At 69.4% G+C, this 12,294-nt stretch carries 13 protein-coding genes; 8 read left to right on the plus strand and 5 right to left on the minus strand.

Going from position 1 to position 12,294, the window contains the following annotated elements; all coding sequences use genetic code 11:
* The 4 genes from AB0F17_RS62635 to AB0F17_RS62650 all read left to right on the plus strand — a co-directional run.
* A partial coding sequence (locus AB0F17_RS62635) for a sugar ABC transporter permease (protein WP_358045924.1) occupies window positions 1–1,016 on the plus strand: 1,016 nt, incomplete at its 5' end.
* Window positions 1,013–1,909, plus strand: a complete 897-nt coding sequence (locus AB0F17_RS62640) for a carbohydrate ABC transporter permease (protein WP_358045927.1) — start codon at window positions 1,013–1,015, stop codon at window positions 1,907–1,909. The genes AB0F17_RS62635 and AB0F17_RS62640, both read left to right, overlap by 4 nt.
* On the plus strand, window positions 1,909–2,607 hold the full coding sequence (locus AB0F17_RS62645; RefSeq protein WP_358045929.1) for a hypothetical protein: 699 nt from the start codon (window positions 1,909–1,911) through the stop codon (window positions 2,605–2,607). Before AB0F17_RS62640 ends, AB0F17_RS62645 begins: the two co-directional genes overlap by 1 nt.
* Before the next feature lie 54 nt (window positions 2,608–2,661).
* Window positions 2,662–3,477 (plus strand): trypsin-like serine protease, encoded by an 816-nt coding sequence (locus tag AB0F17_RS62650; RefSeq protein WP_358045959.1) that lies wholly within the window; start codon window positions 2,662–2,664, stop codon window positions 3,475–3,477.
* 12 nt (window positions 3,478–3,489) lie between these two features.
* Here AB0F17_RS62650 and AB0F17_RS62655 read toward each other — a convergent pair whose 3' ends face one another.
* Genes AB0F17_RS62655 through AB0F17_RS62665 form a run of 3 tightly spaced genes read right to left on the minus strand, consistent with a single transcriptional unit; the run spans window position 3,490 to window position 5,641 of the window.
* Window positions 3,490–4,377: a Gfo/Idh/MocA family oxidoreductase gene (locus AB0F17_RS62655; RefSeq protein WP_358045932.1), complete on the minus strand. Its 888-nt coding sequence runs from the start codon at window positions 4,375–4,377 to the stop codon at window positions 3,490–3,492.
* Window positions 4,374–5,285, minus strand: coding sequence for an NAD-dependent epimerase/dehydratase family protein (locus AB0F17_RS62660; RefSeq protein WP_358045935.1), 912 nt, complete (start codon window positions 5,283–5,285; stop codon window positions 4,374–4,376). Before AB0F17_RS62660 ends, AB0F17_RS62655 begins: the two co-directional genes overlap by 4 nt.
* Window positions 5,286–5,287: 2 nt before the next feature.
* Window positions 5,288–5,641, minus strand: coding sequence for a YrdB family protein (locus AB0F17_RS62665; RefSeq protein WP_358045938.1), 354 nt, complete (start codon window positions 5,639–5,641; stop codon window positions 5,288–5,290).
* Between the two features lie 115 nt (window positions 5,642–5,756).
* Between AB0F17_RS62665 and AB0F17_RS62670 the strand changes: the two genes are divergently transcribed.
* The 3 genes from AB0F17_RS62670 to AB0F17_RS62680 all read left to right on the plus strand — a co-directional run bounded on the left by AB0F17_RS62670 (window position 5,757) and on the right by AB0F17_RS62680 (window position 9,567).
* Window positions 5,757–6,458, plus strand: a complete 702-nt coding sequence (locus AB0F17_RS62670) for a TetR/AcrR family transcriptional regulator (RefSeq protein ID WP_358045941.1) — start codon at window positions 5,757–5,759, stop codon at window positions 6,456–6,458.
* A 182-nt stretch (window positions 6,459–6,640) separates the two neighbouring features.
* Window positions 6,641–8,113, plus strand: coding sequence for a serine/threonine-protein kinase (locus AB0F17_RS62675; RefSeq protein ID WP_358045944.1), 1,473 nt, complete (start codon window positions 6,641–6,643; stop codon window positions 8,111–8,113).
* Window positions 8,113–9,567 carry a serine/threonine-protein kinase gene (locus AB0F17_RS62680; RefSeq protein ID WP_358045947.1) on the plus strand — a complete coding sequence of 485 codons (1,455 nt, stop codon included), beginning with the start codon at window positions 8,113–8,115 and terminating at the stop codon, window positions 9,565–9,567. The genes AB0F17_RS62675 and AB0F17_RS62680 overlap by 1 nt, the downstream gene beginning before the upstream one ends.
* Before the next feature lie 10 nt (window positions 9,568–9,577).
* On the opposite strand, the gene AB0F17_RS62685 is transcribed toward AB0F17_RS62680, so the two are convergent.
* Window positions 9,578–9,838, minus strand: a complete 261-nt coding sequence (locus AB0F17_RS62685; RefSeq protein WP_358045950.1) for a hypothetical protein — start codon at window positions 9,836–9,838, stop codon at window positions 9,578–9,580.
* Window positions 9,839–9,893: 55 nt separating this feature from the next.
* Here AB0F17_RS62685 and AB0F17_RS62690 point away from each other — a divergent pair, with 55 nt between their 5' ends.
* Complete coding sequence (locus AB0F17_RS62690; protein WP_358045953.1) at window positions 9,894–10,160, plus strand: hypothetical protein; 267 nt, start codon at window positions 9,894–9,896, stop codon at window positions 10,158–10,160.
* Between the two features lie 216 nt (window positions 10,161–10,376).
* On the opposite strand, the gene AB0F17_RS62695 is transcribed toward AB0F17_RS62690, so the two are convergent.
* Window positions 10,377–11,795 carry a DUF234 domain-containing protein gene (locus AB0F17_RS62695; RefSeq protein WP_358045956.1) on the minus strand — a complete coding sequence of 473 codons (1,419 nt, stop codon included), beginning with the start codon at window positions 11,793–11,795 and terminating at the stop codon, window positions 10,377–10,379.
* Window positions 11,796–12,294: the final 499 nt, after the last annotated feature.

The following is a 12,294-nucleotide window of genomic DNA, read 5'->3' on the forward strand; positions in this document are numbered from 1 at the left end:
ACACCGGCGGCCGGCTGCTCGACGTGCTCGTCCGACTGGCCGGGCCGCGCACGCCCGGCGTCCGGGCCCACGGGCCACCGTGCAGAAGGACGGCCATGGCCAACGTTGCAACACGACCGGCGCCCACCGCCCCGCCGCACTGGCGACGGGCCTGGCGCGACATCCTCATCGGGTGGAGCTTCATCCTCCCGAACTTCGTCGGTTTCGCCCTGTTCACGCTCATCCCGATGGTCGCGGCGTTCGCCCTGGCGTTCCTGGACTGGGACTCCTACAGCACGCCGGAATGGGTGGGGCTGAAGAACTTCCAGCGGCTGTTCTCCGACGAGAACTTCCACGTCGCCCTGCGTAACACCCTCTATTACGCGCTCGGCCACATCCCGCTGACGCTGGTCGCCGCGCTCGGCCTGGCCATCGCGCTCAACCGGAAGCTGCGCGGGGTGGCGTTCTTCCGCACCGCGGCGTTCTTCCCGTACATCACCTCGCTGGTCGCCGTGGCCATCGTGTGGAACATGCTGTTCAACCCGACGGCGGGACCGATCAACCAGGTCCTCGAAGCGCTCGGCGTGGCGCATCCGCCCAGGTGGGTGGCCAGCACAGACTGGGCGATGCCGGCCGTGATCGTCACCAGCGTGTGGCGGGACATGGGCTACTACATGGTGCTCTACCTCGCCGGCCTGCAGACGATCCCCAAGGAGTACTACGAGGCCGCGCGGGTGGACGGCGCCAACGCCTGGCAGCGGTTCTGGGGCATCACTCTGCCGTGCCTGCGGCCCACGACGTTCTTCGTGGTCGTCATGCTGACGATCCAGAGCTTCAAGGTCCTCGACCTCATCGTGGTCATGACCGACGGCGGCCCGGGCCGCAGCACGCTGGTGCTGAGCCAGCTCATCTACCGGGAAGGCATCACCGAGGGGAAGTTCGGCTACTCCTCGGCGATCGCCCTGGTGCTGTTCGTCATCGTGCTGACCGTCACCGTCGTCCAGTTCCGTATCAACGAGCGGAGGAGCGCCCGATGACCGCACTGCACGATGCTCCCCCGGCCGCCGCCCGGCAGCGCCCGCCGGCGACGGCCGAGAGCGGGGACCGTTCCGGCGGGAGTCCGCTCCGCAGGGCGCTGGCCTACCTCACACTCTCCGTGCTCGCCGTGCTGGTGCTCGTGCCGTTCGCCTGGATGGTGTCGTCCGCGCTGAAGCGCGACAACGAGGTCTTCGCGGTGCCCATCCAGTGGATCCCCCGCGAACTGCGCTGGTCGAACTTCGTGGAGATCTGGGAACGCATCCCGCTGCTCACCTACCTGGGCAACTCGGCGTTCCTGTCCGTGACGATCACGCTGCTGCAACTGCTCACCGGGAGCTTCGCGGCCTACGGGTTCGCCAAGGTGCGCTTTCCGGGCCGGGACGCGTTGTTCCTCGCCTACATCGCCACCATCGCCGTGCCCTGGCAGGCGTACATGGTGCCGCAGTACATCATGATGCAGAAAGCCGACCTGACGAACACCTATTGGGCGATCATCCTGCTGCAGGCGTTCGGCGCGTTCGGCGTGTTCCTCATGCGCCAGTACTACATGTCCATCCCGGACGACCTGTGCGAAGCGGCCCGGATCGACGGGCTGAGTGAGTACGGCATCTACTGGCGGATCATCCTGCCGCTGTCCAAACCGGCGCTCGCCAGCCTGGCCCTGCTCACCTTCGTCAACACCTGGAACGACTACATGGGGCCGTTCATCTACCTGACGAGCAACGAGCTGTGGACCGTGCAGCTCGGCCTGCGCTCGTTCGTCGGGCAGTACGACGCCGAGTACGCGATGATGATGACCGGCGCGGTGCTGTCGGTGCTGCCGATCCTGGTCATCTTCCTGCTGGGGCAGCGCTACTTCATCCGCGGCATCGCGACGAGCGGGCTGAAGTGATGAGCGGGCCCGGCGCGGCGGTGCGGAGCCTGTTCCGCCCGGCCGAACAGGCGACATACGAGAAGGTCTTCGGCACCGTGTACGTCGGCCTCATGACGAACGTCCTGCTCGCCGTCACCTGCGCGCCGCTCCTGGCGGCGCTCGCGGTCGTCCGGGACCCGGCGGCGTCGTGGCCGTTCTTCGTCGCGTTGTCGTCGCTGTGCGCGCCCGCGCTGGCCGGGGCGTTCAACTGCTTCGCCGCGCTGGGCGATGGCTCGACCGCCGTCTTCCGTACGTTCTGGGACGGCTACCGCCGCGGCGGCGCCCGCGCGCTCACCCTCTGGGCGGCCGGCGCCGTGGCCGTGAGCGTGCTGGTTCTGGATGCCGTCGTGGTCGCGCGCACCGCCTGGGGACCGGCGCTCGCGCCGTTCTTCGCCACGGCGGCGGCGCTGGTGGTGGCCGTGGTCGTGGCCTCGCTCGTGCTGCTGGCCGAGCCGCGCCGCGAGCCCGCGCGGCTGCGGGACCTCGTGCGCCCCAGCCTCTACCTGGTGGCGCGGCGCTGGTACCTGGCCGCCATCAGCCTCGCCGTGCTCGTCCTGGCCGTGGCCGTCATCCTGGTCAAGCCGGTGGTCGGCGTCCTGGTGCTGTGCTCACCCCTGCTCTACGTCGCGTGGGCCACGATCAGGTTCATCGTCGCCCCGGCCTTCGGTAAACCTTGATGTCGCAGGTCAAGGCAGTGATCATCGGCGGCTTAGAGTGTACGGGTGCTCAGGATGGTGCTGTCGTTGACCCTGCTCGACCCGACCGGCCTCGCGGAGGTCCCCCAGCGATCGATACCTCCGCGCAGGGTGCTGACACCGGACGGCGACCGCCTGGGGTACGCGCCGGTCGCCCGTCCCTACACCGGAGCGCAGCGGCTCATCGGGGTGCTGCTCGGGCGTGATCCGGTCAGCAGGACGACCGTGCTGTGCGGGGGCGCGGTGATCAGGTCGCGCAGCCGCAGCCTGGTGCTGACGGCCGCGCACTGCCTCTACCACGACGGCCGGCCGCTGCGGCAGGTGGCCTTCCTGCCGGGGTTCGACCAGGGCCGGCCGCCGCTCGGGGTCTGGGTCGCCCGGCGGACCTGGGTGCCCGAACAGTGGCAGGGACGGCCGTACTCGGCGGCGTTGCTGCCGTACGACGTCGGGCTGGTCGGGGTGCGGCGGCGCGGGAGCACGCTGGAGGCCGCGACCGGGCGCGGGCTGCGTCCGCTGGCCACCCGCAGGGGTACGTCGCTGCGCGGGCTCGACCTGCTCGGCTATCCGGCTGGGCGGCGGTATCCCGGCACGCGGATGTACCACTGCGTGGGGGACGCCGACGAGGGCACCAGCCGGGGGCCGGGGGTGCTGGTGACGCGGAACTGCCACGCTCCGGCCGGCGGCAGCGGCGGGCCGGCCGTGTACGGGGAGGCGGTGGCGGGCGTGGTGTCGTCCTCCAGCCCGATGAGTGACGCGGGCGGGTTCACGGTGCTGACCCGGCTCGGCAGGCGGTCGTTCGGCCGCCTGCTGACCACCGCCGACTCCTGGATGCGCCGTCGGCAGCGCTCGTGAGCCGTCACGTGATCAGGAGGCGTCCGCGACGATGTCCTCGCAGATGGCGTGGCTGATCAGCGCGTCGTCCGCGCTGATCACGCGGCCCTCACGGACCGCGGCGAGGAACTCCAGGCAGATCTGCTCGATACCACGCTGCCGCCCGACCGGCACCCAGTCGGGCCGCCGGGTGAGCGTCTCACCGCCCACGTAGTCGACCACGTCGCCCAGGTTGACCACCCGGCGCTTGACGCCGTCGCCCATGACCTCGCAGGTCTCCTCCGTGGCGCCGCTGACCCGGTTCATGAGGCCGATGGCGGTGAAGCCGTCACCGGACAGCTCCAGCACGATGTGCTCGAGCAGGCCATCCCGGACGCGGGTCCTGATCCGGGTCCCGGTCACCTCGCCGGGGGCGAGGAACCGCAGCGTGTCGACCACATGAATGAAGTCATCAAATATCACCCGCCGAGGGATGTCGGGGTTTTTCTCGCGGTTCTTCGCCATCAGCACGAGGTGCCGGGGAAGGTCGAGCAGCCCGGTGTATCCGGGGGCGTACCGGCGGTTGAAGCCGACCATGAGTGACCGCCTCCCCGCCTTGGCCAGCCGTACGAGAGCCGCGCAGTCGGCCAGGTTGTCGGCGATCGGCTTGTCCACGTAGACGTGCACCCCGGCGTCGAGCAGCGGCTCGACGAGCTCGCGGTGGACCCCGGTGGCGGCGTGCACGAACGCGGCCTCGACCCCGCTCTTGATCACGTCATCCACCGAGGTGGACCGGCCGGCGATCCGGTAGGTGTCGCCGAGCCGGTCCAGGGTCTTGCTGTTGCGCGTACAGAGGTGCAGGTCGAGGCCCGGCTGGGCGGCGAGCACGGGCAGGTAGGCCTTCTCCGCGATGTCGCCCAGGCCGATCATGGCTATCTTCACGCCTCGAGCGTAGCCGCGAGCGCCTCGTCGATCGGGGTCGGCGCGACATTGAACGTACGCTGGAAGGCCGACGAGTCCATCTCGTACGGTGCGACGAACTGGTAGCGGATGTGCTTCAGCTCCCTGAGCATCGGCGAGAAGAGGCCCGCCGCCTGGATCGCCGGCCACGGCAGCGTGGCCAGCTTGGGCACCGGGCGCCCCGCGATGGCCGCCATCCGCTCGCCGACCTGGCGGAAGCTCAGCGGGTCGGTGGTGGGCACGTGCCACGGCCGCCCCCAGGCCCGCTCGTCGGTGCCCGCGACGATCAGCGCGTCGGCCACGTCGGGCAGGTACGTCCAGCTGTGCGGAATGTCGGCCGACCAGGGGATCTGGATGGTCTTGCCGGCCCGGAACGGCACGAGGAACCGGTCACCCAGGTAGGACTGGTCGGTGGCGCCGGGGCCGAAGTAGTCGGAACCGCGCACCTCGGTCGTCCTGATCCGGCCCGCCTTGTGCGCGGCCAGCGCGTCGTTCCAGATCTTCGCCCGCACCTGAGCCTTCGGGCTGGTCGAGGCGAGCGGCAGGTCCTCGGTCATCGGGCCCTTGACCGGGCCGTAGGGGTAGAGGTTGCCCAGGATGACCAGAGCCGCACCCGTGGCCTCGGCGGCGGCCAGGAACGACGCGGCCATCGGCGGCCAGTCGGTCAGCCAGCGGTGATACTTCGGGTTGACGCAGTTGTAGAGAGCGTCGGCGCCCTTGGCGACCTCGGTCAGCCGCGCCTTGTCGCTGACGTCGGCCGCCACCTTCTCGGCCCCGGCGGGGCCGCTGCCCGAGCGGGTCACCACGGTGACCTGGTGCCCCTGCGCCAGCAGCTTGGTGGCCACATGCGTGCCGACCTGACCGGAACCCACCACGACGTGCTTACCCATGATCAGACCTGCTTCCAGATGATGCGGAGAACCGCGTTGATGACGAAGAGTGCGGCGAAGACGGCGGCCGGCGTGGCCAGGCTCGCGGCGTAGAGCGCCAGGGCGCCGCCACCGAACCAGAGGATCTCCAGGGCGGCCCGGGCCAGGCCGGTCAGCGGGAAGACGGCGTTGGCGCCGCCACCCGCACCGAACAGGGCCCACGCGGCGATGAACAAGGCGGGCCCGCCGAGCCCGGCGAGCAGCTTGATCGCCCAGTTCGGGCTCACCGTGAAGCCCCAATAGCCTACGGAGGCGAGGACCCCGAGCTCCAGGAAGAACATCAGGGCCGCGTTGGCGCCCTTGGCGATGGCCAGCATGTCGAACCTCCGTGTGACTGCCGTTCTCTTACAAGAGCAATGCTCTCTCATTCGATCGACATTCGTCAAGAGCGGTGCTCTCGTTTTCTCTCAGTGCTCTGATATGGTCGATGACATGACAGCTAGCCGTACCGCGAGAGAACGCGTCAGGGCCGAGCTCACCCGGGAGATCACCGACATCGCCCGCCGTCAGCTGGCCATCGAGGGCGCGGGCGGTCTCTCCCTGCGCGCGGTGGCCCGCGAGATGGGCATGGTGTCATCGGCCATCTACCGCTATTTCCCCAGCCGCGATGACCTGCTGACCGCGCTGATCATCGACGGCTACAACGCGCTCGGCGCGGCGGTGGAGGCCGCCGACGAAGCCGGCGCGCCCGGCGACTTCGCGGGGCGCTGGCTGGCGGTCTGCCATGCCGTGCGCGACTGGGCGCTGGCCCATCCGCACGAGTACACGCTGCTGTACGGCTCGCCGGTGCCCGGCTACCAGGCGCCGGAGGAGACGATCGCGGCCCGGCTGCGCGACGTGGCGGTGTTCGGCCGGATCGTCTCGCAGGCGTACGAGGCGGGCGCGCTGACCCCGCCCGACCTCGCCCCGCCCGCCCCCGCCGCACTGTCCGACGACGCCGACAACCTGCGTCAGATCATGCCCGGGGTGCCCGATGACCTGATCTTCCGCGGCCTCACCGCGTGGACCGGCCTGTACGGCTGGGTCAACTTCGAGGTGTTCGGCCAGTTCGAGAACACTCTTGAGGAGAGACGCGGCGGCTTCGAACAGTCGATACGCACCCTGGGCGCGCTCCTGGGCCTCAGGCCCGTGTGACCTCGTCGGGAACAGGCAGACCCTAGTGCTGCCGGACCGACACCTGACCGGTGTCGAGCCGGCGCGGGCCGCGGCGATGGTGCGCGCATCCGCGCCTGGGCGTGGTTTACCCGACTTGCTCACTAAGTCTGACATTTCCCGCTATGGTGCCGAAGATCCCCTACCCGTGTCGCAGGAGCCCCATGTCGCACGTCGAACCCCTCCGGGAAGGCGACCCCGCTGCCGTGGGGCCCTACCGGCTGCTCGGGCGGCTGGGCGCCGGCGGCCAAGGGGTGGTCTATCTGGGCCAGGGGCCCGACGGCAGGCCGGTCGCGGTCAAAGTGCTGCGCGAGGGACTCGCCGATGAGCGCTTCGCCAAGGAGATCGACGCGGCGCGCCGGGTGGAGCCGTTCTGCATCGCTCAGGTGCTCGACGCCTCGCTGGGCAGCCGGCCGTACATCGTGACCGAGTACGTCGAGGGGCCCACGCTCCAGGAGGCGGGCCGCCACGTCGGCGCCGACCTGCAGCGGCTCGCGGTGGCGACCGCGACCGCACTGGCGGCCATTCATCAGGCGGGCATCGTTCATCGCGACTTCAAACCCGCCAACGTGCTGCTCGGACAGGGCGGCCCCCGGGTGATCGACTTCGGAATTGCCCGGTCCGTCGAATCGGGGCTGACGGCTACCAGCAGCATCGTGGGGACGCCCGCGTACATGGCGCCGGAGCAGCTCGCGGGCGCCTCACTCGGTCCCGCGGTGGACGTCTTCGCGTGGGCGTCGGTGATCGTGTTCGCCGCCAGCGGGGTGCCCCCGTTCGGCGAGGACTCACTGCCCGCGGTGATCAATCGGATCCTGCACAACGAGCCGCAGCTCGGCGACCTGCCGCAACCGTTGCGCGCGATCGTGCTGGGGTGCCTGGCCAAAGATCCGGCGCGTCGGCCGGCCATGCGGGACGTGTTGCTGCACCTCCTGGGCGGACAGGCCCCCAGGCCTCCGGACGGCGTCGGCGGCCACGCTTCGCCCACGGTTCCCGGGCGGCGGCGCGGGGGCAGGACGGCGGTCATCGCGAGTGTCTCCGGCGTGGGGGCGCTGGCGGTCGCGAGCGCCGTCGCCTGGGGCGCCACGAGCGCCTGGGGTTCCTGGGGACCGCAGCCGAGTACGCAGCCACTGACGTTGGCCACTACCGGGACGCCCACCCCGGCGAAGACGAAAACGCCTCAGCGCCCGAAGACCAAGAACCCGGCGACCACGACGAAGCCGACCGTGAAACCAACTGTGAAACCGACCGTGAAGCCGACGCAGACCGTGAAACCGACGCGGACAGCTGTCAAACCCACGACCTCGCCGTCGAGATCCTCAGCGGGCAGCGGTTCCTTCCGGATCGTGTGGGTGCGCGTCATCGGTCCCAGGCATGCCGACTCCCCGGACTGCGTGTTCAACCACGGCAACATCTCCGGCCTGGTCGAGGGGACCAAGCTGGCCACCGACTTCCGCTACGAATGGGTCCTGGACGGGAAGGTGGTGTCGCGCTCTCAGAGCGTCATCGCCGAAAGCCACACCCAGCAGGTCATCGGCCCGCTCGTGCAGACGGACGGCCCGCACCGGGTCACCCTCCGCCTCACCTCCCCCCAATCGGTATCGAAGCCCTTCTCCTTCACCATCTGCCCGAGCGACTGATGAACCCGCTCCTGCCAGAAGATCCCCCGGCCGTGGGCCCTTACCGGCTGCTCGGGCGGCTGGGCGCGGGCGGCCAAGGGGTGGTCTACCTGGGTCAGGGGCCCGACGGGCGACCGGTCGCGGTCAAGCTGCTGGCGGACGGCCTGGCCGGTGATCACCGCTTCGCCAAGGAGATCGACGCGGCGCGCCGGGTGGAGCCGTTCTGCATCGCTCAGGTGCTCGACGCCTCGCTGGGCGGCCGGCCGTACATCGTGACCGAGTATGTCGAGGGACCTACACTCCAGCAGGCCGGCCGGCACTTCGGCGCTGACCTGCAGCGGCTCGCGGTGGCGACCGCGACCGCACTGGCCGCGATCCATCGGGCCGGGGTGGTGCATCGCGACTTCAAACCCGCCAACGTGCTGCTTGGCCGGGATGGGCCGCGGGTCATCGACTTCGGCATCGCCCGCGCGTCCGGCCATTCGCTGACGGTGACGAGCAGCATCGTCGGCACGCCCGCCTACATGGCGCCCGAGCAAATCGCGGGCGCCCCGCTCGGTCCCGCGGTCGACGTCTTCGCGTGGGCGTCGGTGATCGTGTTCGCCGCGACGGGAAGTGCGCCGTTCGGCCACGACTCGCTGCCCGCGGTGATCCGCCGCATCCTCCACGATGAGCCGTACCTGGGCGACCTGCCCGGCCCGCTGCACCCGATCGTGCTGTCCTGCCTGGCCAAGGACCCGGCCGCCCGGCCCGCCATGCAGGACGTCCTGCTCCGGCTCATCGGCGCTCCGCCCACCGGTACGCCAGGCGACCTGACGGGCCATCGAGGCGGTATGGCGACCCATGCCGTGAGTCGCCCACGCTGGAAGGCGATACTGACGGGCGCCGGGGCGCTGGCGGTGTCCGCTGCCCTGGTGACCGGGGCGATCATCTGGCTACCCTCGACGGCCGCGCCCAACCCGTCGGCCACCGAACAGCGTCCCACCAGAACACCCAGCGCACCGCCCAAGAAACAGGACACCGGCAAGACACCTAGCGCGCCGGCCACGAAGACCCGCGCCACCAGGACCAGCGGCTCGAAGCCCACAGTCTCCCGCAGGCAGCCCACGCCCGAACCCACTCTCACACCCACGACCGCCCCGTCAAAAGCCACGACCACGCCTGCGGGGACCGTACGCCTGGTGTCGTTGACCCTGGACGGGCAACAGACCGGAAACAACTGCTATTCCCCCAGTCTCTTCCCTGTCGCCCTGCTCAAGGGCCCGTCGGGCAAGCAGCTGAAGTACGGCTACCGCTGGGTTGTGGACGGCGCGGACGAGGGATGGAAAACGGACTGGGTGACCGGTACGACCAAGAATCGGCGCAACCCCTTCGGTGCCTTCGATCCGGGCCGGCACACGATCGTCTTCCACCTGCTGACGCCCTCGAAGGACGTCGAAAGGGTGTCGTTCACGGTGTGCGAGCCGTACTCCTAGGTAGCGGCGGTCAGGCGGCGGCGTGCTCGCCCCCGGTGCGCAGCCGCAGCAGCATCACTCCGTACATCCGGTCCGTCGGGCACAAGCCCCACTGTTTGGAGTCCTCCGAGCGGGGATGGTCTCCGCGCAGCACCAGCAGCACATCACCGTGCAGCAGGGTCGGGGTCATGCTGCCGCCCCGCACGGTGACGGCGGACAGCAGCAGCCGGGCCGCCAGCGCGGCCCTGATCACCAGTGCCGCCGCGCCGGCCCAGCCCAGGGCCTGGCTCATCCGGCGGCCACCGTGGTCGTCACCTCGCCGCTCTCCCCACGCGGCGCCCCCTCCGATGCTCGATCGGCAGGCGCAAAACGCGCGCGACGGCTTCAATGAAGTTGTCCGCGATCAAGGTCGAATGCTCATCGATGCCGTCGAGGAGAACATCAGCGAGCATCGCACGCGCCTGGAAGCCGCTTTGGCCCAGATCAACGACCGCATCAACGCCCCCGATACGGTGCGGAGCCGTGACGTGGTCACCTACCTGACACCGTTCGACCAAGAAGCCGAACAGATCACCACCGAACTTCTCCGGTTTTCACACGCTCATCGAGACTGAACGACTTTTCGAACTCAGGCAAGGAACGTCACACCCTGGCCGGAGAGTGCTCCGTACCCGTACCCGTACCCGCGCCGGCGAGCGGGGCTCTGCGGATTTCGGGATTCGTGGCAGTGGGCCATGAGCTGAGCCTGCCCCACCGATTGGCCGAGCTGGCAGGTGGGCGAGATCAGCCCGACGGCCAGCCAGCTTCGATCTCGCGATGTTTTGGCGTGCTCAGGAGGACCACGCCGCGAGGAGTTCCGCCGGGCCGTACGCAGCGTCGAGCCCCGCACAGTCAGTCCCGCTGCGCGAGACAGCGATCACAGGCACGGGAGCAGGCGTGAGCGCGGCGCGGTGTCGGTGCAGCGCCGCGAGATCGTGCCGGTCGAACGGGGAGTTCTCCAGCCACTTCACCGAGCCGACGAACAACAGCTGCTCGGCGATCGGCGCACGGTCCGCTCCCACGACGTCGATCTCCACATCGTTGGTACGGGTCCAGTAACCGCCGATGGCGGGGGCGGCGGGGAGGTTCGCGTCGGGCAGCAGCCGTGCCAGCGCCTCGCGCACCAGAGGTTCAACGGCCCTGCCACGCCAGCTGGTCCAGTTTTCGCGGATACGCCGCAGCGTCAGGTCACCTCGGCCTCGCTCGATCTCCTCCATCGCCGGACCCAGGAGCTTCAGCCAGAAGCGGAGGTAGGGATCCGCAACCCGGTAGCGACGATCCTTCGAAGGCCTCGTGGACACGGGAAGCTCCGCCGCGATCACCCGCTTGTCCGCAAGAATCCCCAGCGACCGCTGTAGCGGGGTCGCCCCGATCCCGCCGGCGGCGCGGGCAATATTGGAGAACGTCCGCTCACCGCTGCCGATCGCCGAGAGGACGGTGCGGGCTTGGACCTGCTGGGGGAACTCTGCAGCGAGCGAGCGCTCCGCCGACACCAGCAAGGCCGAGACCGGATCGCTGAGTGCCGCCTGCAGGAACTCCCACATCCCGGCGCCGTGCGCCCACTCTGCACAGATCAGAGGCAGTCCACCGGTGATCAAGGCCGCATCGAAGGCCGAGGCGGGATCGAGGCCGAGCATCTCACCAACCTCCGCCGGGTTAAGCGGACCCAGCACCATCTCCCGTCCGCGCTGGTGGAACGGGCATCCATAGCTGTTCAGCGCCTCCATTATCGACAGGTCGGAGCCGATGAGAACCAGCAGAACCGGCTTCGTCTCCAGCACTCGATCCCAGGCCCGCTGAAGCATGCCCTCGAAGGCGCCCTCCGCATCCATCAAATAGGGCACCTCGTCCATGACCACCACGCTCGCCCGGTCGTGCGGCAGTGCCGCCGCCAGTACATCGAAGGCGGCATCCCAACTCGCCGGGCGGGCCGCGGACATCAGATTCGCCAGCGGAAGGCTGGATGACCGCGCATCCTGGCTGAGCCGCTCCAGGTCCACCCCCGGCGACGCCCCTGTGGCGGCATAGAAGAGGAACGGCGCACCGGACCTCTCGGCGAACCGCTCCACCAACCTCGACTTACCCACCCGGCGGCGCCCTCGAAGCATCACGCACCGCCCGGGCCGCTCCCCACCGACCCCAGCCGTCACCTTGCCCAGCTCGCGATCCAGCGTCTCGAGCTCGTGCCGCCTGCCCACGAAATCTGCCATGTCGCCGCCTTCCAGAGTGTTTACCCAGCACCCTCGCAGATAGTAACATCACTGTTAGAAACATTAGCGTTAGTGACAGAGGCCAACTCGGAGGGATGCCACTTACCCCGGTACACCTACGGGAGAAAATCAGCCTTCGGCGCCACAGCATGGTCCGCCGCTGGACGCCCCACGGCCGCCGAACGCGTGAGCGGACGGCGTAACAGGAGCCGTCCTGAGCCGGATGGCCGGTCATGCCGCGCGGCGCTGATCAGGCATAAGAGCACCACGCGGCACAGCCAAGCACCACCCGCCAGAGATTCGATCCCGCTCCTAAAGCGGGTGCCGCAGGTTCGAATCCTGCGTAAGGGTGAGACGTTCACCGAGCTCGGGGCGGGTTTCGGGGTGTCGACGGCGACCGCGCCTGTCGACGACGGGTGAAAACTGACCCCGTGGCGACGGCTGAAAACTGACCCCCTTCAGTCACTCTGGAGGGTGATCAAGGTGGAGGACTGGGCGG

Origin of the sequence: Nonomuraea sp. NPDC026600 (assembly GCF_040638335.1) — a bacterium.
In the GTDB taxonomy this organism is placed as follows: domain Bacteria; phylum Actinomycetota; class Actinomycetes; order Streptosporangiales; family Streptosporangiaceae; genus Nonomuraea.

Coding starts and splice junctions, on each gene's coding strand:
- AB0F17_RS62640 (WP_358045927.1), top strand. CDS start 1,013: ATGACCGCACTGCACGATGCTCCCCCGGCCGCCGCCCGGCAGCGCCCG.
- AB0F17_RS62645 (WP_358045929.1), top strand. CDS start 1,909: ATGAGCGGGCCCGGCGCGGCGGTGCGGAGCCTGTTCCGCCCGGCCGAA.
- AB0F17_RS62650 (WP_358045959.1), top strand. CDS start 2,662: ATGGTGCTGTCGTTGACCCTGCTCGACCCGACCGGCCTCGCGGAGGTC.
- AB0F17_RS62660 (WP_358045935.1), bottom strand. CDS start 5,285: ATGGGTAAGCACGTCGTGGTGGGTTCCGGTCAGGTCGGCACGCATGTG.
- AB0F17_RS62665 (WP_358045938.1), bottom strand. CDS start 5,641: ATGCTGGCCATCGCCAAGGGCGCCAACGCGGCCCTGATGTTCTTCCTG.
- AB0F17_RS62670 (WP_358045941.1), top strand. CDS start 5,757: ATGACAGCTAGCCGTACCGCGAGAGAACGCGTCAGGGCCGAGCTCACC.
- AB0F17_RS62675 (WP_358045944.1), top strand. CDS start 6,641: ATGTCGCACGTCGAACCCCTCCGGGAAGGCGACCCCGCTGCCGTGGGG.
- AB0F17_RS62680 (WP_358045947.1), top strand. CDS start 8,113: ATGAACCCGCTCCTGCCAGAAGATCCCCCGGCCGTGGGCCCTTACCGG.
- AB0F17_RS62685 (WP_358045950.1), bottom strand. CDS start 9,838: ATGAGCCAGGCCCTGGGCTGGGCCGGCGCGGCGGCACTGGTGATCAGG.
- AB0F17_RS62690 (WP_358045953.1), top strand. CDS start 9,894: ATGCTCGATCGGCAGGCGCAAAACGCGCGCGACGGCTTCAATGAAGTT.
- AB0F17_RS62695 (WP_358045956.1), bottom strand. CDS start 11,795: ATGGCAGATTTCGTGGGCAGGCGGCACGAGCTCGAGACGCTGGATCGC.